The following is a 22989-nucleotide window of genomic DNA, read 5'->3' on the forward strand; positions in this document are numbered from 1 at the left end:
AATATAAATGAATATTACGATTAAACAAGCAAAAGATTATGTCAATCAAGAAGTGACAATCGGTGCTTGGATTGCAAATAAGCGATCTAGTGGGAAAATAGCATTCTTACAATTAAGAGATGGTACAGGATTTATGCAAGGTGTTGTAGTAAAAGCAGAAGTATCAGAAGATATTTTCAAACTTGCTAAATCATTAACTCAAGAAACATCAGTATTTGTAACGGGAACAATTACAGAAGATGAGCGTTCTAAATTTGGATATGAAATGCAAGTAAGCTCAGTAGAAGTCATTTCAGAATCACACGATTATCCTATAACGCCTAAAAACCACGGAACAGAATTCTTAATGGACCATAGACATTTGTGGTTACGTTCTAAACGTCAACATGCTGTTATGAAAATTAGAAATGAAATTATTCGTGCTACTTATGAATTCTTTAATGACAATGGATTCACTAAAATAGACCCACCAATTTTGACTGGTAGTGCACCTGAGGGTACGAGTGAACTATTCCATACAAAATATTTCGAAGAAGATGCATTCTTATCACAAAGTGGTCAATTATACATGGAAGCTGCTGCTATGGCACATGGTCGAGTTTTCAGTTTCGGTCCAACATTTAGAGCTGAAAAATCTAAAACAAGACGTCACTTAATTGAGTTCTGGATGATTGAACCAGAAATGGCATTTATGAAACATGATCAAAGTTTAGAAGTTCAAGAAAATTATGTACATCATATTGTGAAATCAGTATTAGAAAATTGTACTTTAGAATTAGATTTACTTGAAAGAGATACTTCTAAATTAGAAGCCGTTTCAACACCATTCCCAAGAATCACTTATGATGATGCTGTTGAATTCTTGCATAAAGAAGGCTTTGATGATATTGAATGGGGCGATGATTTTGGCGCACCTCATGAAACAGCAATTGCAAATCATTATGATAAACCAGTATTTATTATCAATTATCCAACTAAAATTAAACCATTTTACATGGAACCAAATCCTGAAAATCCAGAAACAGTACTATGTGCTGACTTAATTGCACCTGAAGGTTACGGTGAAATTATTGGTGGTTCAGAAAGAATTAGTGACTTAGATTTAATTAATCAAAGAATTAAAGAACATGGATTAGATCCAGAATCATATAGCTATTACACGGACTTAAGAAAATATGGAAGTGTACCTCATAGTGGCTTTGGATTAGGTCTAGAAAGAACAGTAGCATGGTTAAGTGGAGTTGAACATGTTAGAGAAACTTCACCGTTCCCACGCTTATTAAATCGTTTATATCCATAATAATCAGGCTGGGACATATTAATTGTCTCAGCCTCTAATCATTTGGCATTATTTCAATCACAAAGTAGGTGAAAAGATGTATTCCAGCGAAATGTTAAAAGAAAAACCGGTCATTATTCAACGCGCTTTATTTAATCATTACGTAAAGTTAGGATTAAATGAAAAACAATTTGTTATATTAGTAAAATTATTAGATCAAGAAAATGAGCGAAATTTGCAACCACCATTAGAAAATATTCAACAAGGAACAAGTTTGTCTATTCAAGAAGTAAGTCATGTCATTAATCAACTTTCACAGCTTAAATGTATTGACATTAAAATTGAAAAAGATGAGCAGCATAAATATAATGAATTCATATCGTTTGAACCATTATTTGAACAATTAGCTTTAATAATGAATGAAGTAAAGCAAGAAGATACTGTTGAAGATCAAAACAGTCAATTCAAAAAATTATTCCATGAATTTGAATCTACGTTTGGACGTCCTTTAACACCACTTGAAGTTCAAACATTAAATCATTGGATTGATACTGATCACCATTCTAATGAACTTATACAAAGTGCACTAAATGAAGCGCATAGTTTAGACAAGCTAAGCTTCAAATATATTGATAGAATTTTATTAAATTGGAAGAAGAAAAACATTACAACTGTTCAGTCTTCAAAAGAAGAAAGTGAGAAATTTAATCACAACAAAAAATTAAAACAAAATGTAAATTCAATACCGATTTTTGATTGGGTGAACGGGGAGAATCCTTATGATAAGTAAAAAAAGAGCATTAGAAATGATGGATGTCATAGATGAAATGTTTCCTGATGCTGAATGTGAGCTTGTACACGACAATCCTTTTGAACTAACAATTGCTGTATTGCTATCTGCACAATGTACAGATGTTTTAGTTAATAAAGTCACTAAGTCGCTTTTTCAAAAATATAAAACACCTGAAGACTACTTAAATGTGAGTTTAGAAGAATTACAAGATGATATTAGATCAATCGGACTATTTCGAAATAAAGCAAAAAACATTCAAAAATTATGTCAATCACTGTTGGATAATTATGACGGCATTGTACCTAGTACACATTTAGAGCTAGAATCTTTAGCAGGTGTTGGCCGTAAGACGGCAAACGTTGTAATGAGTGTTGCATTTGGAGAACCTTCTCTTGCGGTTGATACACATGTTGAAAGAGTTTCAAAACGTCTAGCAATATGTAGACAAAAGGATAATGTACGACAAGTAGAAGATCGCTTATGTAGTATTATACCAAGAGAAAGGTGGACTAAAAGCCATCATCAGTTAATTTTCTTTGGTAGATATCACTGTGTTGCACGCAAACCTAAATGTGAAGCATGTCCATTGCTGGCTGATTGTAGAGAAGGTCAGAAAAGATTAAAAGCAGGACTAGTAAAGGTTGATGAAGCATGATAGAAAAGAATGATTTTATAATATTAGAAGAACAAATAGAACCACTTGTAAAAAACAAACAATTAAAAAGTAATGAAGCTCACGAACTCTTAGATCAATATTATGCACTTATCATAGCTTATATAGAACAAATCAACCAAATAGACAAATTTGAAATAAAAGGTATTCATGACTATCCAGTTATACCAATGAACTTTGAAGAAAGATATCAATATATAAATGATAGAATTTATCACTTTATGGGTTATAGACAGATGGTAACGCTTAAAGATGAACTTATTAAGATGAATGCAAGACATCAACTTAAACTTAAAAGAGAAGCAAGATTAAAAGAAGATAAATAAAAGTATTTGATCATGTGGATTATTATTTTAGCATATCACGTAACTGATTTTTTAAAGTTTACAGTGATATGCTAATTTTTTTATATCTTTTGATTTTGTTCGTGCATGCTTGCCTAGGGGTATGGCTCGAGCCTGTAGTCTCTCACGCATACTTTTCCCTCAGGCGTCAGCACTTACAAAATCATTACTAATAACTATTTTTATAAAATCTTTCGATTTTGTAAAGTGCATGCTTGCCTAGGGGTATGGCTCGAGTCTGTAGTCTCTCACGCATACTTTTCCCTCAGGCGTCAGCACTTTACAAAATCATTACTAATAACTATTTTTATAAAATCTTACGATTTTGTACGTGCGTGCTTGCCTAGGGTATGGCTCGAGCCTGTAGTCTCTCACACATACTATTCCCTCAGGCGTCAGCACTTACAAAATCGTCGTAATAACCATATTTATATAGAAAAATGTTAGTTCTAAGAGTTAGCTAAATGATTATCATTAAAATACTAGGACATTTATGTCAAAGGCAATTAATATTAAGTGTCTATATTTACATAAGTGGAAAGAAGTGTAAGCAAGGGTATCTATATTTACACAAGTCAGTAGAAGTGTAACTATGGATGCCTATGTTAACACAAGTCAGTAGAAGTGTAACTAAGGATAACTATGTTAACACAAGTCGAAAGAAGTGTAAGCAAGGATGTCTGTATTCACATAAGTGGAGAGAAGTGTAAATAAAGATGCCTATGTTAACACAAGTCAGTAGAAGTGTAAGCATGCGCATAAAAGATTGCCCACAATGTCTATGACTTTGCGGGCAATCTGATGGTAGTTCTAAGAGGTGCCAAAACAATTTTTATAAAAAATAAGAGCAGAAATTCATTTTAATAATGAATTTCTGCTCTTATTTTTTAGTAGTCGTTAATCATTTTCAGCTTCTTTGGCGGCTTCTTTAGCTGCGCTCGAACTGGAACTACTTGAACTATTATCACTAGAATCTTCGGAAGTAGGTGCTTCAGTTGTTTGTTCTTCTGTTGTTACTTCTTCAGTATTAGTTGATTGTTGTTGAGTTGTACTTTGTGTGTTAGATGATCTTGAAGTATTTGAGTTTGTTTGTGGTTCATTTGTTGTTACATTATTATTATTGTTTGAGAAATTATAGTTATTTTGATTGTTATTGTTACTATCATTACTATTGTCAGTACTTGGTGCTGAGCTACTTGTTGTTTGATTATCTTCATTACCTGCAACACTTAGGCTCTTACCACTACCTGTTACTGAATCAGGTTTTTCGAAGTCTGCACCATCATAACTTGATATTTGTGACATTACATCTTTAAATAACATTTGTGGTTTAATTTGTTCATCGTGTCCTAAGAATGAATTTTCACCGTAATCTTTAACTTTATTGAAGCCCATCCAAACGGACATTGTGTACTGAGGTGAATAACCTGTAATCCAAACATCTTTGGCTGCATTTTCAGGTAATTGATATTCATTATATACTTCATCACCATAAGTACCTGTACCAGTTTTAGCTGCTACATTTACTCCGTCAACGCCATAACCATAAGCAGAACCATATGCATCGAAAGTACCTTTAAGCATTTCAGTTAACATATATGCTGTGTAATCTTCCATTGCTTTATGACTATCACTTGAGAATTTAATTGTTTCATCATCTTGTGTTACAACTTTTCTAATTGATTTAGCTTCGTTATATGTTCCGCCATTACCCATACTTGCAAATGCTGAAGCGAGTTGAGTAGGGGAGAATTCAGATTGTGAACCACCTAGTACTTCTGAAGGTCCTATTTCTTCTTTATAATTTAAATTAACTTTAGATGCAAAATCTTTAACTGCTTTTTCACCAGCATTTTGATTTGTTTCTTGCCAAGCTTTCAGTGCTGGTATGTTATATGATCTTGCTAATGCATCTGCCATTGTCACTGATCCGTGGCCATTGCCATCATAGTTCTTAAATACACTACCATTAATGCTGTATTCTTTTTCATCTTGGAACTTATGATTTGTAGCATATTGCATATTTTCTATTGCTGGACCATAAGATAAAATTGGTTTTAATGACGAACCAGTTGGATGTAGGTCTGTTGCTTGGTTTCTATCTACAACATCTTTATAATCTTTACCACCGCTAATACCAACGAGTTTACCAGTTTTAGTATCTATAATGGATGAACCAGTAATTTGGTCTTTGTTTTTATAGAAAGTACCGTTATCTACAGCATCTTGTAATTTCTTTTGAACATCTTTATCCATGTTTGTGTAGATTTTATTTCCGTTTGTCATAATATCGTTTAAAGATTGTCCTTTAAATGCTTTATTCTCAGTAATTTCTTGTTTAACAAAATTAATATATGAAGCGTACTCGTTATCTGGTGTTTCTGTCATAGCTTCATTTCTTTCTTCTACCGTTCTTTGAACTAAGTTCTTATCGATAGGTGTATCTTGTGCTTCTTTCATTTCTTCCTTAGAAATTCTACCATGTCTTTCCATTAAATAAAGTACTGTGTCTTTACGTTTTTCAGCACCCTCAGGATTGTCATAAATATTATATTGGTTTGGAACTTGTGGTAAACCAGCTAAATATGCTGTTTCTGCTAAGTTTAAATCTTTTAGTTTTTTGTCAAAATAATACTTAGCTGCAGTTTGTGAACCATAAATACCATCTGAGTAATAGATTTTGTTTAAATACATTTCAAAAATTTCATCTTTTGAATATTCTTGTTCAAGTCTATATGAAAGGTATGCCTCTTGAGCTTTTCTTTCAATTGATTTCTTATCTGTTAAGAATGAACGTTTTACAACTTGTTGTGTAAGTGTTGAGGCACCTTGAGATCCAAATCCACCTGTAAAGTTTTTCAATACTGCGCCAGATAAACGTTTATAATCTAATGCACCATGATCATAAAACCGATTATCTTCAGTTGCTAGAACAGCATCTTTTAATTGGTCTGGAACTTCGTCAAATTTAACATGTTCTCTTTTTTGTCCCATATAAAGGGTTGTTACGAGTTCATTGTTTTTATCGTAAATTTTAGTTGGCAACTGGTCTTTAAGTGCACTTTCATTGAAAGCAGGAGCTTTCCAAGCATAATATGCAAATAAGAGAACACCTACTATTACCATTGCCAAGAATGCAAGTGCGAGAATACCAAACACCTTAATTATTGTTCTTTTAATATTCCTCTTTTTCTTAGGTTGTTCTTTGTTATTTTTACTATTAGAAGCTTTTGATTGACTCATTTGAGCGCCTCACTTTCTATTTTTATCAATTGATCAACTATTTTTATGTAGTTAATTCTTGGTCTAAATTGGATTGGAATTAAATATCCATCATTTTCAATTTCTTTAAGTGTAATGGACTTTTTCCCACCAGATTTATATCTGTCCCAATATACCATAAATTCCCTAAAAGGCAATAAAAATACGCTATCATGATAGCTGAATTTTATCAATAAAAAACATATACCTTTTTGGTTTGAAACTTGTTCCATATGTGATACTTGATGGTCGTGAATATTATTTAATGGGAAACTTGTTTTATTTTTGGTTTCTTTAGCTTCAAAATCAATATAGTATCCATTATAAACACCATTGTAATCTGTTGTTGAAGGTTTTCTAAAATATGCTTCTTTAATGACAGCTTTTTGTCTTTTAGGATAATCTACATCAACAATTTGAATAGGTGTCGGTTTCTTATGGATAACAGCAATATTTTCTAATCTGAAATATTGATTTGATTTATCAATTTCCTCTTCTAAATTCATACCCCGTTTACCATATTTTATTTTACTATACTTTGTGGAGTCTTGACTTAAGACTTTAGAAGTATCTTTTGATACTTTTTTACCATTTGGGTAGTTCAAATTCATCACCTATCTTCATATCATAAAACTCTAAATATTATACCTTATTTCATTATAAGTTACAAAAGTTTTTTATGATACAAATATATTCTAGAACTTTTCTAGTTATGTTATCATTTTATCGTGGGGATTTTTAAAACACAAACTTCATTGATAGTAGGGATAATTATGTTATTAAATCTTATAAATAAATTGAATGATATGCAGCAAATATTTAAAAATGCTAAAGATGATCATGAATATGATTTTTATAATGATGTCGTCCCATTTGTTGAAGTGGTTGACGAGTTACTAGATAAACTTTCTTCGCAACAACAAGAAATTCTAAAATTACAGTATATGAACGAACAAAAGTTTTATTTACTAATTGATAACTATAAAGAATTATCAGTTGAATGTCATTATAAAAGAACGAGTAAAAAAATGTTTCTAGAGAAACATAAAGCAGTACAACACGATTTGAATTATATTCATACACATTTAGGTGATTTGTCATGACATCCATATACTTTACTGGCTATAAACCTTTTGAACTCAATATATTTAAAGATGATCAGCCTGAAGTTAAAGTGATCAAAGCATATATTAAGGAAATCATTGAACAAGAAATTGAGGAAGGTATGGAATGGGCAATAATATCTGGTCAGCTTGGCTTTGAATTGTGGGCAGCTGAAGTTACAATAGAAATGAAAAGTAAATATCCTCAATTGAAACTTGCAATTTTAACACCATTCTTGAATCATTTTAATAAATGGAATGAAACAAACCAACATAAATATCAAAGTATTGTTGCTCAAGCTGATTACGTAAATGCTATTCATCAAAATGAATACCAAGGAGCATTTCAATTCCAACAAGCAAATGATTTTATTTTGGATAATACCGACAAAACCATTTTATTCTATGATGACGAACAAGAAGCTTCACCAAAGTACTTCAAAAGTAAGTTAGTTGATTTTGCTGAAAAGACAAATTATACTTATAATGTTATTACGTTCATCGATTTACAAGACTTTATGGAATTTAATTATAATAATGAAAATGAATCTTATTAAATGAGGTGTAAATATGGCTGATGTAACATTAAAACTATCTGCTAAAGATATTTATGAAAAGGAATTCGAAAAAAGTTTAAGAGGCTTTAAAACTGAAGAAGTAGACGCTTTTTTAGATGACATTATTTCAGACTATCAAAAGATGGCTGACTTAAATAATGAAGTACTAAAGTTAACAGAAGAAAATTCTAAACTAAAAAAAGAAATCGAAGAGTTAAGATTGCGTGTTGCTTCAGGAAGACCACAAGGTTCACAACAATATAATTCTAATAATGTAGATATATTAAAGAGAATCTCTAATCTTGAAAAAGCTGTATTTGGTGAATAAATTATAGTTATTTTTCTCAGTTTATGCTATAATTCTAAGTCGAGTGGTATTTCGGATAATCGCTACATTATGTAGAGGAAAGTCCATGCTCACACATTCTGAGATGAATGTAGTGTTCGTGCTTGGCGAAACAATAAGCCAAGGCAATTAATTGACGGCAACGAAATAACCTAAGTTATTTATAATATGGTTAAAGTAGTTTGAAAGTGCCACAGTGACGTAGCTTCTACAGAAATGTAGAAGGTGGAACGCGGTAAACCCCTCGAGTGAGCAATCCAAAATTGGTAGGAGCACTTCTTTGACGGAAATGAACGGAATGAGAAGGTATGTAATCATACAGACAGATGATTATCACTGGCGTACGAGTGTAACTAGTACACGTTAGCAGTACTAAAGGACAAAACATGGCTTACAGATTTATCACTTACTAGTGTCGCTCTCCCAAGTAGGAGAGCTTTTTATTTGTAAATAATAATTTAAATATAAAGGAGTATATACATGTATCAATTACTCGCTACTAGTCCCATGGGATTAGAATCAATTGTTGCTAAAGAAGTTCAAGAATTAGGGTATGAGACGACTGTAGAAAATGGTCGCGTATTATTCGAAGGTGACGAAAAAGCAATTGTTAAAGCAAATTTATGGTTAAGAACTGCTGATAGAGTCAAAATAGTAGTCGGAAGATTTAATGCAACAACTTTTGATGAACTATTCGAAAAGACAAAGTCACTACCATGGGAAAATGTTATTGGAGCTCAAGGCATGTTTCCAGTACAAGGCAAAAGCGTTAAATCTAAATTATTTAGTGTATCTGACTGCCAAGCAATCGTTAAAAAAGCGATAGTTGAAAGACTTAAACATGTATATAGCATTAAAGGTTGGATTGATGAATCTGGTAGTAAATATCAAGTAGAAGTATCATTGTTAAAAGACGAAGCGTTATTAACAATTGATACATCAGGTTCAGGACTTCATAAAAGAGGTTATCGCTTAGCACAAGGTGAAGCTCCAATGAAAGAAACGTTAGCAGCTGCACTCGTAAGATTAACAAACTGGAGTGGAGAAACACCATTTATAGATCCATTCTGTGGTTCAGGTACTCTTGCAATTGAAGCAGCTCTAATAGCTCAGAACATTGCACCAGGTTTCAATCGTAGCTTTGCAAGTGAAGAATGGGATATCATTCCAGAAGGCTTATATGATCAATTAAGACAAGAAGCAGATGAAGCAGCTTTATATGATAAAGAGATTGATATTGTGGCTAGCGATATAGACCCTAGAATGGTAGAAATAGCGAAAGCAAATGCTGTAGAAGTTGGACTAGGCGATATAATTAAATTTACTGTTCAAGATGTACATGATTTAGTAGTACCAGAAGGACCTGTTTCAATAATAGGGAATCCACCATACGGAGAACGTATAGGTGAACGAAGCGAAGTAGAAGCAATGTACAAACATTTAGGTGAAATATTAAACAAGAATAACCAAGTTTCATTATATATGTTAACGAGTTATAAAGAATTCGAACCTTTAGTAGGTACAAAAGCTACTAAGAGAAGAAAATTATTTAACGGTTATATCGAATGTACTTACTATCAATATTGGGGTAAGCGAAGTAAATAAAACATAAATAAACAGATGAAACATCCAATTGTGGGTGTTTCATCTTTTTTGTATGAAGCGTATTTATTAACTTTTCATTTACTTACCAAAGTTTACCTTCACCTAATCCTTTAGCGCCTGGTGGTGGATCTATAAACATTTGACCAATCGGAACTGTATAAGCTATTAGAATTAATAATACAGTAATGATGATTAGGAATCTCCAATTTTCGACAAGTTTAGTTACTGGTTGTTGCTCATCTAATGCTTCCGCAATTGGATATTCTTCTTCTCCTTTTGGTGATAAGAAAGTTAAGTGTATAAATATCATTACAACTAATATAATTGAAATAAATAGAATTGTTCCCCCAACGGCTTGTAAAACTTGATATGGGATCCACTCTGCCGCTTGTTTAGCGCCACCATATTCAGAAAAAGTCGATCTTCTTGGAGCACCTTTAAATAAACCTACATAGTGCATTGCACCACTCATAATTGTCATTCCGATAGCCCAAGTATAACCTTGTATAATTGCTAATTTATTAGTAAATTTAGTCAATTTTCTACCTGTACAATGAGGTATCAACCAGTACATTATGCCGAAGAAAGTTAATATAACAGCTGATGCGATTGTTAAATGAAAATGTCCAGTTACCCAAATCGTATTGTGTATAAGACCATTCATTTGTGCTGAAGCATTTACTAAGCCTCCAGCACCACCAGGTATAAATGCCAACATACCTAAGAAAGGTAATACAAATCTTGCATCGTTCCAAGGTAAAGATTTAAACCATGTAAATAATCCTTTATATCCTAAAGAACGCCCATGATGCTCGAAAGTTGCAAATAAACTAAATGCTGTCATAAATGAAGGTACTACTACCATAAATGTTAGAACTACTTGTAAATACTTCCATATATCATCAATTCCAGGTTCAACTAATTGGTGGTGTATCCCAACAGGAATACTGAAGAATAAGAAAAGCATAAATGACATTCTTGCTAAGTTATCTGAGAATGCTTTGCCGTTTATTATTTTCGGTACAATTGCATACCAACACATATAAGCTGGCAATAACCAGAAATAAACTAATGCATGTCCAAAATACCAAAATAATGTTCTACTTAAAGACACATCAACTCTTTCAACTAAACCTAAAGACCATGGTATTAATTGAAAAAGCACTGTTGCTGCAACCCCTAACGAACATACAATCCACATTACTCCATTTATTGCTACCATATAACTAAGTAAGGGAGATTTCTTACCTGGATAAGTTTTCTTAAATTCTCTATATTTCAAAATTTGGCCAATTACAGAAATCCAACTACCTACAACTACTAAAGCCATACCTACATAGAATATGACGTGTGCTTGTAATGGTGCATAAAAAGTATATAAAACTGTTGCCTTATTAAGTAACACCATTGTAGCAGCCATAAGCGTTCCAACAATCATAACAAAAAAGCCAATCCATCCTAATTTTCTTTGTACGGATGTTAAATGTCCACATGTTTTGGCTACTGCTGAATATTGAAACCCTAAAATAAAGAAAGTTGTAAGTACAAGTGCTAAAACAATACCGTGTACAGTCAAAATTTGATAATAAGAAATATTCTTAGGTAATTGTAATAAACCTGATCTTACGAAAGTTTGTAATAAACCTGCGAGTCCCCCTAGAATTAAACAACCAATTGCCACATACATATGTGCCATAACGAGTTTACTGTCTGACTTATTTAAACGTGTTATCATTTTTTATCCACAACCTTTATCATCGACTTCATATCTGCATGACCGACACCACAATATTCATTGCAGATGATCAAATATTCGCCTTTATCATTAAATGTCTTTGTATATTCACTAATGTGTCCTGGTTCAAGCATCATGTTAACGTTTGTTCCAGGTAAACTGAAGCCATGCAAAGTATCTTTACTTGTTGCAATGATTTTTACTTTCGAACCTTTAGGTATTTCTACTTTCCCAGGTTGATAATTAAAAGCTGAAGCGACTATTACTAGTTCATAGTCATAATCTTTACCATCCACTTTATTGAGACCCGGCTTATTAAAAGGTTCAATTTGATCGACTTTATCTGGATTTACATACTCTCTACCAGAAGCGGCTGGCTTATGTCCATTATGTAATCCAGTGATTATTAAAATTGCAAGAAACAATACTAAAGAAGCTGTTCCTATGGTTAACCATAACTTTTCATATTTATGCACAAATTTCACCCCTTACATTCTTATCAAAAATAAAATAAAACAAATCACCCATAATACTGCAAAAATTCCTCCCAATGTAAAAACTGAGTAGAGCGTGCCTCTTAGGTCGAGATCATCATGTGAATGGTCATCAGTTTTATTACTAAGGTCATTTTTTTGGACTGTCATATGATTCATCCTTTCTTATATTCTCTTCATTATTTATAATAGAATAGAGATAGAAAAAATAATGTGATGTAAATCACATTATTTAAATTATTTGTGCATAAATGAAGGGGAATTAAAATGGAAAGTAATCAAGAATCATTAGATTTACTCTATAAACTAAAAAAAGAAATTGAAAAATCATCAAATCAACAATTGATTAAACAAATCAATGAAATGATTAAGAAAGTATATAATGAACAATATACTGTTAGCTTTGTAGGTCATTTTTCAGCTGGAAAATCTACATTAATAAATAATGTTATCGGCCAAAGCATATTACCGAGTTCACCAGTGCCGACAACGAGTAATACCGCACAATTAATTTCATCAAATAAAAATAGTATTTCCGTCAATTTAAGTGATAACCAATATACAGTGGTGAATAACCAAGAAGATGTCAAAAGATTAAATACTGAAGATCGTAAAGTAGAATCAATCGAGATAGAGTTTACTTCTGATAAATTTAATAAAGGTTTCACTTTTCAAGATACGCCAGGTGTAGATTCTATGAGTGACAACCATAGAGAAAGTGCATTTCAATATTTACTGACTTCGAATTATGTTTTTTATACAGTAGACTATAACCACGTACAATCAGATATGAATTTCAATTTCATTAAGTCTCTTAACAAATTAGATATACCTGTTATTTTGCTAGTGAATCAAGTAGATAAACATGATGAAAATGAAATACCTTTTGATATATATAAACGTAGAGTTAATAAAGCAGTAACAGATTGGAAACTTAATTTAGAGAAAATATTCTATGTATCAAAGTATGAAACACTAAACAATGAAAAAGTTGAATTCAATGAATACATTCATCAACTTGATCAAAACAGAACTGGACATCAAGTATTTATTGAACGCGTAACAAATTATATTAAACAAGAACAATTAGAATATATAAATCGTCATATGGAATCTATTCTTTCAGACATTGAATCAACTGAAGAAACATTTGATGAAGATTATCAAACATATAAAGAAAAATTCAACGTTCAAAATGAACAGTCTCTTATTCAAAATAAAGATCAATTCACATCAAATTTAAAAGAAAAGCGAAAAGAAATATTAGATAACGCTTATCTAATGCCTTACGAAATGAGAGAAACGATTCGTGTTTATTTAGAAACGACAGCTAAAGATTATAAAGTAAAAGGGTTATTCAACAAAGATAAGAAAAAAGAACTTATTCAAGAAGAAAAGTTAAATACGGTAAAAGAAGAATTAGATTTAAAAATACATGATGAAATAACAAAAGTATGGATTAAATCATTAGAACATCTTAATAAATACATTAAAGATTCCAATCTTTTCGAAAAAATTATCAACCAACAATATACAATTTCTAAAGAAGAACTTGCTGAACATGTCCAAGAGCAAACGTCTATTACGAATGATTATGTAATTATATATACGAAAGGTATAGTAGATATCATCACTAGAAAAGTTCGTAATGATACAAATCAACTTATAGAAGAAATTGTGAATTCAAGTGAAGTGCATAATGAAACTAATGAAGATGCAAACCAGCTAAGTGAATATGAAGAATATATTGAATTCAAAAATTTAAAATCTTCTCTTATAACAAATAATTACCAGCACTACTATATTCATCTGGATGAATCTATTGATAAGTTAATTGATAGACATTTTGTACGTATTGAAGAAATAGATTTAGGAAATCAAATTGAGAAGAAACATCAATATAAAGTAGAAAGCTCAAAACAAAAAGAAAGTAATCTCGTTAATATAAATGAAAAATTAACAAAGTTGAAAAATCTTCCATTATTTGAAGGTGAAGTAGAAAACATTCATAACCAAGTTCAGCGTATAGAAAATAACATTACAAAAATCGCGGTATTTGGTACATTCAGTGCAGGGAAAAGTAGTTTAATTAATGCTATTTTAAGAAATCCTATATTATTAAGTTCACCAAACCCAACTACTGCAAGTATTACTGAAATTAGTTATGGAACAAAACAAGAAGTTACTTTTAAAACTTATTCTCAATTACTCGAAGAAATTAATCATATAACAGAATTTGCGAATAAAAATTATGATTCTATTGAGTCTTTTATAGAAGATAAAAATATAAAACAACATCCTTCTTTATCGAGTAATCATATAGCATTTTTTGAAGCTATTGAAACAAACTTCAAATATTATGAAGATACACTGAAAAAAGAGAAAGCCACTGAGTTTAAACTTGAAGAATTAGAAAAACTAACTGCAGATGATACGCACGCAGCATTTGTGCATAAAATTAATTTAAGACTTGAAGAAGAATGGTTAAAAGATAAAATTATTATCGATTCACCTGGATTAAATTCTAATAACCAAAGACACACGAGAGAAACTGAACAAATAATAGCTTCAAGTGATCTTATAATATATGTTAGCTATTACAACCATGCCTTTACAGATAAAGATGGCGAATTTTTAACTTATATGAGAGATATGAATAATTTGCAACAAACACAAGGATTAAAATTCGTTATTAATGCAATTGACTTAGCTGAATCCGAAGAAGATAAAAATGCAGTTATTTCATATGTCGAGTCCTCATTAGATGCATTAAACATTAAACCTGAATGTTATCCTGTATCTAGTAAACTCGCTATTAAAAATTATGACGACTATTTCAATAATTTCATGAACGCAATAGATCATTTTGTTAAAGTTGAAAGTAAAACTGTTCTACAATCTCAAGTAGAATCAAGAATTAATCAATTGATTAGTGAACTTGAAAGAATGGTCCATACGTATAGACAAGATAAAGCACAACTAGAAAAAAGAAATACTACATTACTTAAATATAAAGAAAAACAAAACTTCACTAATCAAATAGTTGTAAAATCGCATCATCAACTAGAAAAAGAAATTCATGATCAACTTTATTATTTGAAAGACCGATTAAATATACAACTAAACGATATTGTGAAAAAACATTTTAATACTTCTACTGTTACAGATGATTTTAAACAATCACTTCAAACAAGTACAAAACAATATGTCGATGATTTAAATCAAAAATTAAGTTTAGAAAGTTCACTCATAGTTGAAAGATTAAAGAACTTTTATTCAAGAACATTTGATGATTTGCTTACACCAACAATCGTTGAATTAAACGAAGCGTCAATATTAGTATCAAAGTTCAAACATGATTTTATCAATGAAATAAATCCAGAACCGATAAACATCAATATTCAAGACATCTCTAACCAAACAATTAGCTCCATTTCGAAAAAAGATTTGTTAAAAACATCTAAAGCTAAGGACGTACAAACATCAATATTAAATGATACAATGTCGTTATTAGATCAACCAATCGTCTACTTTAACAATGCTTTAACTAAAAATCTTGAAGGCTATGATAACTTAGCTGAACATTATATAGTAGATTACAACAAAGAAACGATTAAACTGATAGAATCATATTTATCTGTTAACATAGATAATAATGTCATAGAACAAATCGAAAAAGTCTTAAAAGAGATATAGAGGAGAACAAAATGGGAAATAAAATATTATTAATAGATGGAATGGCTTTATTATTTAGACATTTTTATGCTACAAGTATCCATAAGCAATTTATGAGAGATTCAAAAGGGATTCCCACAAACGCGGTACAAGGTTTCGTTAGACATACGTATACAGTTATTAACGATATACAACCTTCACATGTTGCAGTATGTTGGGATATGGGTTCAAAAACATTTCGTAACGACATGTTTGAAGCTTATAAGTCTAACCGAGTTGCACCACCAGAAGAGATGATACCTCAATTTGATAGAGCGAAAGAGATTGCTGAAAAATTAGGAATGTTTAACTTAGGTATAACAAATTATGAAGCGGATGATGTTATCGGTACGATTAGTAAAAAGGCACAGGAAAAAGGGTACGAAACATACGTAGTAAGTGGTGACCGTGATTTATTGCAATGTATTGATACAAACGTTAACATCTGGCTAACAAAAAAAGGATTCAATATATATAATAAATATGATATCCATAAATTTAGAGAAGAATATGGTCTTGAGCCACATCAATTAGTAGATGTAAAAGCATTTATGGGTGACACTGCTGACGGATATCCAGGTGTTAAAGGAATAGGTGAGAAGACTGCAATAAAACTTATTCAACAATATCAATCAGTTGAAAATGTTATAGAAAATATTGATGAATTAACTGCAGGACAACAAAATAAAATCATCACATATAGAGATGATTTAGCCATGTCCAAACGACTAGCTCAAATTCATACAGATGTACCACTTGAAACAGAAGACTTATTAAATAAAATGACATACAACCATCATATAGAAAATTCTATTAATATTTGTAATGAACATGAACTGTTTGTTTCAAGTAAATATTTAATGAATAACTTTTCATAATAATAACCGCCAACAATGTAGTTGGCGGTTATTATTTTTTATTTCGTTTTTTCAAATGCTTTCTTAATGCAGTTTGTGCTAATTGGTTAGCTTCTTTATTTTGTACTCTTGGTATCCATTTAACAAATACTAAATCAAATTTCTGTTGCAATTGTTTATATTCATTAAAATACGATTTAAACATTTCATTCTTCACAAAATTTTTCTCTATACTATCACCAATCAATTTTGAATCTGTATACACTAGAGCATTATTAACATTTAATTCAGCAGCATGCTTAAGTGATAAGATAAATGCTTCCCACTCAGCACGATGGTTATCCATCAATCCTAAACTTTCCGTAAAATAATGCCTCTCATTATCTACTATAATTACAATTCCACATGTACTTTCTCCAGGATTACCTTTAGTCGCTGCATCAAAATAAATTTGTGACACTAATATCATCTCTTTCAATTAAATTCATCATTATATCTAATTTACATGAACATCTAGCATAGTTCAATTAAATACAAGTGAGCATACAGGAATAATATTTGAATACGACATACTATAAAGAAATATTATAGCTCTTAAAATTTATATAAATATTTTATAGAGATTTAAAAATATAGTATTTTATTCGCACAATAAAGATGATATAATATTTTGGAACAAAATTTAATTTTGTTCCATATCAAATATGTGAATAGTTTATATGGAAGGAGAGTAATTTAATATCACCATTCACATATTGCTAGTGTGAAACTTAGCTCATATATCTTAGATTCATTTAGAGATTTTTTGAACACATTACTAGTGAGATAAAAATAAAATAGTTACATAAGAATCATCGTATGAGTAAAGTAGCACTCCAATTTAAATTATTATCTATGAAAAGGAGATTGCTAATGGACAATCAACGGCGATTACAAAAGTTTAGTATTCGAAAGTATACTATTGGTACATGTTCAATATTAATCGGCACACTTTTATTTCTTGGTAATCCATCAGATAAAGCTTTTGCATCAGCAAAAAATATAGATGTTACCAATCAAGAAGAATCAGTAAAACCTACAGAAACAACAAATGATACAAGTAATGAACTATCAAATCAAAACACAAACGAAAATGTAGAACAGAATAATGAAGCACCAACTAATAATGTAAAAACAAATGAACAAATAGAAGAACAATCTATAGTTGAAGAAATAGATAATCAAAGATCAAAAATGGAGAATGAAACAACACAAGAAGAAAAAAATACAGAAAATTCAACTTATAAAGAGGAAAACACATTAAACAAAGATACGATTGTTACTAAAGAAAATAACAAAGAATTAGATAAACCTGAAAATAATGTAAACCAATCTATCAAGGCGTCAACTACGACAAATACAGTAGATCAACATAATTCATCACCTCAACAAACGCCACATTCAGAAATAAAAACAAATTTAACTGAACCCGAAAATAATAAAAAGACAATTATAGAGAAAAACAATTCAAATGAAGCAATTCAAAATAGAAATAATAATGAGATAAATAACACAAATAATAATGAGAATAACGTGACACCTAAAACAGTCAAAGTAACTGAAGTACGCTCTAATAAGATGACTGTTGAAGAATTTAAGAAATTAAGTCCAAGAGAGATTTTTTCAATTGATTTTGAAGAACTTAAGAACTTAAATATTCAAGCTTTCTATTCTGATTTAACAAGAGCACAACAAAAAGCATTAGCTTTAAATAAATCTTTCCAATCAAATTACGGAAATATTTATACTGCTCCTAGTTTATCAGTGTTTAGAGCTGCTCAAGGACCATATCCAACAGGTATTGCTCAAGAATATGACTTTGGTCCTCTGGGTGATAGAGACTTTGGTGGTCATAACCAAGGAGACCAATTCCACTTACTTGCTGCTATGCAATTAGAAAACGTAGCACGTGAAGGTGATAATGCGGTTATAAGATATAAAATTAGATTCAATGACAACAGTGCCAATAGAGGAAGTATGAAATATTATTTTGCTGCAAGTGAAGGAAATATTAAAATTCTTCGTTTAGAAAAAAATGGACAAAGTATAAATACAAACAATGTTTATACCGAGGATTTAAATAAGACATTTAAATTAAAGAGACCTCAAATATATAATGATATAACAAGAGATTTCATCCATCCTCTTACATCACAAGTTAAAGTAGTTTATGGAAAACGTTCTGATAAAATTATTGTGGAATTTGAAGTAAGAGTACCATTAACAACTTTACTTTCAAAATATGAAGACCCAACAGATACATCAACTGGTGATCATAAATTCAAATCATTTGTTATTGGTGCTGGTGGATTGAATACTGCTATTAGAAACAAACAAAATACATTTAGAGTTAGAGGTGTTTATAACACCACTATTAGTCCTACTATTCATACAGATCTAACTGAAAAAGCTAATACCAAAACTCCTGTTGTTGTATATTCATTACCAGGATTAGCAATTAAATTATACGATAAAAGTAATAATGTAATTGGTGAAGGTATTGTCCAATCAAATGGTAAAGCACCTATAACACCGACAGTAGATATTCCTGCCGGAGATGTTACAGCAAGAATAGTAACTAAAGGAAGAGAATTGTTTCCGAGTGCTCCAAAAGTCGCTACTCGTAAAGAAACAGATGCAGATAGACATAATCCAACTGCTATTAACCAAACAGTAGAGATAAATGAAACACCATCTGTCGATCAATCAATCAGTTTACCTTCTGGAACACCAAATGGTACAAGATATGAGTATATAACACAAATAGATACGCAAACTGTAGGTGATAAAAACGCTACAGTACGAGTAACATACCCAGATAACAGTTACGATGATGTGCCAGTAGTAATTGAAGTTATAGACACGACACCACCAGTAGCTCCAACTCTACAAAATAAAACTAATGAAAGAAATGTAGCTATACAACCAATAACAATTCCTAATGCGACAGATAATAGCGGTGATGTAGAACCAAGTAGCGTAACAGGTTTACCTCCAGGACTAACTTATAACAGTCAAACTAAGCAAATTACCGGTACACCAACAACAGAAGGTACAAGTAGAATATCTGTTAAATATGTAGATCCAAGTGGCAATAGTATAGGTAAAAATTTCAAATTCACAGTTGTAGATACAACACCACCAAATAAACCTGTCATTCAAACAGATTTAACTGGTAAAGCTGGTACGACTCCAACTATTGCTGTTAACGCTGAACCAAGATCTAATGTAAAATTATACGATAAAGATGGCAATAAGATTGGTGAAGGGGTCGCAAATGATCAAGGTGTTGCTCAAATAACACCGACAACTCCTTTAACTGAAGGTAATATCACAGCGAAAGCGACCGATAATGCAGCTACACCAAATACCTCTGTTGCTTCTGATCCAATCAAAGCGACAGATACAACGCCACCAGCTAAACCTGTCATCACAACAGACTTAACTGGTAAAGCTGGTACAACACCAACTATTTCAGTTAATGCAGAAGCAGGATCTAATGTTGAATTATTCGATAAAGATGGAAATAAAATTGGTCAAGGTGTGGCGAATAATCAAGGTGTGGCAGAAATTACACCAACAACACCTTTAACTGAAGGTAATGTCACAGCGAGAGCAACCGATAACGCAGAATCACCAAACACTTCTGTCGCATCTGACCCAATCAAGGCTACAGATACAACGCCACCTGCTAAACCAGTTATCATAACAGATTTAGCAGGCAAAGCAGGAACTACGCCAACTATTTCTGTAAATGCAGAACCAGGTTCTAATGTTGAAATCTTTAATAAAGACGGAAACAAAATTGGTGAAGCTAAAGCGAATAATCAAGGTATCGCTCAAATTACGCCGACTACACCACTGTCTGAAGGTAATATTACAGCGAAAGCAACAGATAATGCGGAAATACCGAATACGTCTGATGTTTCAGATCCAGTCAAGGCAACAGATACGACGGCTCCGGCTAAACCTGTCATTACTACAGATTTAACAGGCCAAGCTCATATGACGCCAACTATTTCTGTGAATGCAGAAGCAGGATCTAATGTTGAATTATTCGATAAAGACGGAAATAAAATTGGTGAAGCTAAGGCGAATGACCAAGGTGTCGCTCAAATTACGCCGACTACGCCACTGCCTGAAGGTAATATCACAGCCAAAGCAACGGATAATGCGGAAACGCCGAATACTTCTGTCGCTTCTGACTCAATGAAAGCAACAGATACAACAGCACCGGCTAAACCTGTCATTACTACAGACTTAACGAATAAAGCTGGTACAACTCCAACTATTTCTGTAAATGCTGAACCTAATTCAAAAGTTGAAATCTTTGATAAAGACGGAAATAAAATTGGTGAAAGTAAGGCTAACAACCAAGGTATCGCTCAAATAACATCTACAATGCCATTACCTGAAGGTAATATTACTGCTAAAGCGACAGATAATGCTGAATCACCGAATACTTCTGACGCTTCTGATCCAGTCAAGGCAACAGATACAATACCTCCAGTTAAACCTGTTATCATAACAGATTTAACAAGCAAAGCAGGAACTACGCCAACTATTTCTGTAAATGCTGAACCTAATTCAAAAGTTGAAATCTTTGATAAAAGTGGAAACAAAATTGGTGAAGCTAAGGCGAATGATCAAGGTGTCGCTCAAATCACGCCGACTACGCCATTACCTGAAGGTAATATTACGGCCAAAGCAACGGATAACGCAGAAACACCGAATACTTCTGATGCTTCTGATCCAGTCAAGGCAACTGATACGACTGCTCCGGCTAAACCTGTTATTACTACAGACTTAACTGGACAAGCTTATATGACGCCAACTATTTCTGTGAATGCAGAACCTAATTCAAAAGTTGAAATCTTTGATAAAGGTGGAAACAAAATTGGTGAGGCTGTCGCAAATAATCAAGGTATCGCTCAAATTACGCCGACTACACCATTACCTGAAGGTAATATTACTGCGAAAGCGACTGATAATGCTGAAACGCCGAATACGTCTGACGCTTCTGATCCAGTCAAAGCAACAGACACAACAGCTCCGGCTAAACCAGTTATAACAACTGACTTAACGGGTAAAGCAGGTACTACAGAACCAATTACAGTCACTACTGACCCTGGGTCAAATGTAGAATTATTTGATAAGGATGGAAACAAAATTGGTGAGGGTATCGTAAATGACCAAGGTGTGGCTGAAATTACGCCAACTAGACCATTACCTGAAGGTAATATCACAGCGAAAGCGACAGATAATGCAGAAACACCGAATTCGTCTGATGCTTCTAATCCAATCAAGGCAACAGATACAACGGCTCCAGTTAAACCTGTCATCATAACAGATTTAACAAGCAAAGCAGGAACTACGCCAACTATTTCTGTAAATGCTGAACCTAATTCAAAAGTTGAAATCTTTGATAAAAGTGGAAACAAAATTGGTGAAGCTAAGGCGAATGATCAAGGTGTCGCTCAAATCACGCCGACTACGCCATTACCTGAAGGTAATATTACGGCCAAAGCAACGGATAACGCAGAAACACCTAATACTTCTGATGCTTCTGATCCAATCAAGGCAACTGATACGACTGCTCCGGCTAAACCTGTTATTACTACAGACTTAACTGGACAAGCTTATATGACGCCAACTATTTCTGTGAATACAGAACCTAATTCAAAAGTTGAAATCTTTGATAAAGGTGGAAACAAAATTGGTGAGGCTGTCGCAAATAATCAAGGTATCGCTCAAATTACGCCGACTACACCATTACCTGAAGGTAATATTACTGCGAAAGCGACTGATAATGCTGAAACGCCGAATACGTCTGATGCTTCTGATCCAGTCAAAGCAACAGACACAACAGCTCCGGCTAAACCAGTTATAACAACTGACTTAACGGGTAAAGCAGGTACTACAGAACCAATTACAGTCACTACTGACCCTGGGTCAAATGTAGAATTATTTGATAAGGATGGCAACAAAATTGGTGAGGGTATCGTAAATGACCAAGGTGTGGCTGAAATTACGCCAACTAGACCATTACCTGAAGGTAATATCACAGCGAAAGCGACAGATAATGCAGAAACACCGAATTCGTCTGATGCTTCTAATCCAATCAAGGCAACAGATACAACGGCTCCAGTTAAACCTGTCATCATAACAGATTTAACAAGCAAAGCATGG

The 22989-nt window shown here is 32.3% G+C and carries 16 protein-coding genes and 1 other RNA gene; 12 read left to right on the top strand and 5 right to left on the bottom strand.

The annotated features are described in order from the left end of the window. Positions 1 to 7 precede the first annotated feature (7 nt). The 4 genes from asnS (at position 8) to B2G86_RS02935 (ending at position 3071) form a co-directional block, all read left to right on the top strand. On the top strand, positions 8 to 1300 hold the full coding sequence (gene asnS, locus B2G86_RS02920) for an asparagine--tRNA ligase (RefSeq protein WP_078356644.1): 1293 nt from the start codon (positions 8 to 10) through the stop codon (positions 1298 to 1300). 76 nt (positions 1301 to 1376) lie between these two features. Then, positions 1377 to 2069, top strand: a complete 693-nt coding sequence (locus B2G86_RS02925; protein ID WP_078356645.1) for a DnaD domain-containing protein — start codon at positions 1377 to 1379, stop codon at positions 2067 to 2069. After that, positions 2059 to 2727: an endonuclease III gene (gene nth / locus B2G86_RS02930; protein ID WP_078356646.1), complete on the top strand. Its 669-nt coding sequence runs from the start codon at positions 2059 to 2061 to the stop codon at positions 2725 to 2727. Before B2G86_RS02925 ends, nth begins: the two co-directional genes overlap by 11 nt. Beyond that, entirely contained in the window at positions 2724 to 3071 is a 348-nt protein-coding gene (locus B2G86_RS02935) for a YpoC family protein (RefSeq protein WP_078356647.1), read from the top strand. Before nth ends, B2G86_RS02935 begins: the two co-directional genes overlap by 4 nt. A gap of 915 nt (positions 3072 to 3986) precedes the next feature. Here B2G86_RS02935 and B2G86_RS02940 read toward each other — a convergent pair. Both B2G86_RS02940 and recU read right to left on the bottom strand, forming a co-directional pair. Continuing rightward, positions 3987 to 6332, bottom strand: a complete 2346-nt coding sequence (locus B2G86_RS02940; protein ID WP_078356648.1) for a transglycosylase domain-containing protein — start codon at positions 6330 to 6332, stop codon at positions 3987 to 3989. After that, entirely contained in the window at positions 6329 to 6955 is a 627-nt protein-coding gene (recU, locus tag B2G86_RS02945) for a Holliday junction resolvase RecU (protein ID WP_078356649.1), read from the bottom strand. The genes B2G86_RS02940 and recU overlap by 4 nt, the downstream gene beginning before the upstream one ends. A 168-nt stretch (positions 6956 to 7123) precedes the next feature. Here recU and B2G86_RS02950 point away from each other — a divergent pair, with 168 nt between their 5' ends. The 5 genes from B2G86_RS02950 (at position 7124) to B2G86_RS02970 (ending at position 9961) form a co-directional block, all read left to right on the top strand. Next, positions 7124 to 7453 carry a DUF1798 family protein gene (locus tag B2G86_RS02950; RefSeq protein ID WP_078356650.1) on the top strand — a complete coding sequence of 110 codons (330 nt, stop codon included), beginning with the start codon at positions 7124 to 7126 and terminating at the stop codon, positions 7451 to 7453. Further along, complete coding sequence (locus B2G86_RS02955; protein ID WP_078356651.1) at positions 7450 to 8010, top strand: SLOG family protein; 561 nt, start codon at positions 7450 to 7452, stop codon at positions 8008 to 8010. The genes B2G86_RS02950 and B2G86_RS02955 overlap by 4 nt, the downstream gene beginning before the upstream one ends. A gap of 13 nt (positions 8011 to 8023) precedes the next feature. Next, positions 8024 to 8338 (top strand): cell division regulator GpsB, encoded by a 315-nt coding sequence (gene gpsB / locus B2G86_RS02960; protein WP_078356652.1) that lies wholly within the window; start codon positions 8024 to 8026, stop codon positions 8336 to 8338. A gap of 47 nt (positions 8339 to 8385) precedes the next feature. Then, positions 8386 to 8755, top strand: an RNA gene (gene rnpB / locus B2G86_RS02965) — RNase P RNA component class B. Positions 8756 to 8836: 81 nt separating this feature from the next. Further along, positions 8837 to 9961, top strand: coding sequence for a THUMP domain-containing class I SAM-dependent RNA methyltransferase (locus B2G86_RS02970; RefSeq protein WP_078356653.1), 1125 nt, complete (start codon positions 8837 to 8839; stop codon positions 9959 to 9961). Between the two features lie 82 nt (positions 9962 to 10043). Here the strand turns inward: B2G86_RS02970 and B2G86_RS02975 are convergent, their stop codons facing one another. Continuing rightward, positions 10044 to 11696 (bottom strand): b(o/a)3-type cytochrome-c oxidase subunit 1, encoded by a 1653-nt coding sequence (locus B2G86_RS02975; protein ID WP_078356654.1) that lies wholly within the window; start codon positions 11694 to 11696, stop codon positions 10044 to 10046. Beyond that, positions 11693 to 12172, bottom strand: a complete 480-nt coding sequence (locus B2G86_RS02980; protein WP_078356655.1) for a cytochrome c oxidase subunit II — start codon at positions 12170 to 12172, stop codon at positions 11693 to 11695. The genes B2G86_RS02975 and B2G86_RS02980 overlap by 4 nt, the downstream gene beginning before the upstream one ends. Before the next feature lie 285 nt (positions 12173 to 12457). Here B2G86_RS02980 and B2G86_RS02985 point away from each other — a divergent pair, with 285 nt between their 5' ends. Together B2G86_RS02985 and B2G86_RS02990 are read left to right on the top strand one after the other, a co-directional pair. After that, positions 12458 to 15886 (top strand): dynamin family protein, encoded by a 3429-nt coding sequence (locus B2G86_RS02985; protein ID WP_078356656.1) that lies wholly within the window; start codon positions 12458 to 12460, stop codon positions 15884 to 15886. Positions 15887 to 15897: 11 nt separating this feature from the next. Next, positions 15898 to 16782, top strand: a complete 885-nt coding sequence (locus tag B2G86_RS02990; RefSeq protein ID WP_078356657.1) for a 5'-3' exonuclease — start codon at positions 15898 to 15900, stop codon at positions 16780 to 16782. A 31-nt stretch (positions 16783 to 16813) separates the two neighbouring features. On the opposite strand, the gene B2G86_RS02995 is transcribed toward B2G86_RS02990, so the two are convergent. Continuing rightward, positions 16814 to 17221 (bottom strand): ribonuclease HI family protein, encoded by a 408-nt coding sequence (locus B2G86_RS02995; RefSeq protein ID WP_078356658.1) that lies wholly within the window; start codon positions 17219 to 17221, stop codon positions 16814 to 16816. Positions 17222 to 17673: 452 nt separating this feature from the next. On the opposite strand from B2G86_RS02995, the gene B2G86_RS13285 reads away from it, so the two are divergent. Then, on the top strand, positions 17674 to 22989 hold a 5316-nt coding region (locus B2G86_RS13285), incomplete at its 3' end, for a Rib/alpha-like domain-containing protein (protein WP_158079018.1).

The organism is Mammaliicoccus fleurettii (assembly GCF_002018435.1).
Lineage (GTDB): Bacteria > Bacillota > Bacilli > Staphylococcales > Staphylococcaceae > Mammaliicoccus > Mammaliicoccus fleurettii.

Bases quoted from the DNA above. Each gene is read 5' to 3' on its own strand.
- B2G86_RS02925 (WP_078356645.1), top strand. From the start codon at position 1,377: ATGTATTCCAGCGAAATGTTAAAAGAAAAACCGGTCATTATTCAACGC.
- gpsB (WP_078356652.1), top strand. From the start codon at position 8,024: ATGGCTGATGTAACATTAAAACTATCTGCTAAAGATATTTATGAAAAG.
- B2G86_RS02990 (WP_078356657.1), top strand. From the start codon at position 15,898: ATGGGAAATAAAATATTATTAATAGATGGAATGGCTTTATTATTTAGA.
- B2G86_RS02935 (WP_078356647.1), top strand. From the start codon at position 2,724: ATGATAGAAAAGAATGATTTTATAATATTAGAAGAACAAATAGAACCA.
- B2G86_RS02940 (WP_078356648.1), bottom strand. From the start codon at position 6,332: ATGAGTCAATCAAAAGCTTCTAATAGTAAAAATAACAAAGAACAACCT.
- B2G86_RS02950 (WP_078356650.1), top strand. From the start codon at position 7,124: ATGTTATTAAATCTTATAAATAAATTGAATGATATGCAGCAAATATTT.
- B2G86_RS02975 (WP_078356654.1), bottom strand. From the start codon at position 11,696: ATGATAACACGTTTAAATAAGTCAGACAGTAAACTCGTTATGGCACAT.
- B2G86_RS02985 (WP_078356656.1), top strand. From the start codon at position 12,458: ATGGAAAGTAATCAAGAATCATTAGATTTACTCTATAAACTAAAAAAA.
- nth (WP_078356646.1), top strand. From the start codon at position 2,059: ATGATAAGTAAAAAAAGAGCATTAGAAATGATGGATGTCATAGATGAA.
- B2G86_RS02970 (WP_078356653.1), top strand. From the start codon at position 8,837: ATGTATCAATTACTCGCTACTAGTCCCATGGGATTAGAATCAATTGTT.
- asnS (WP_078356644.1), top strand. From the start codon at position 8: ATGAATATTACGATTAAACAAGCAAAAGATTATGTCAATCAAGAAGTG.
- B2G86_RS02955 (WP_078356651.1), top strand. From the start codon at position 7,450: ATGACATCCATATACTTTACTGGCTATAAACCTTTTGAACTCAATATA.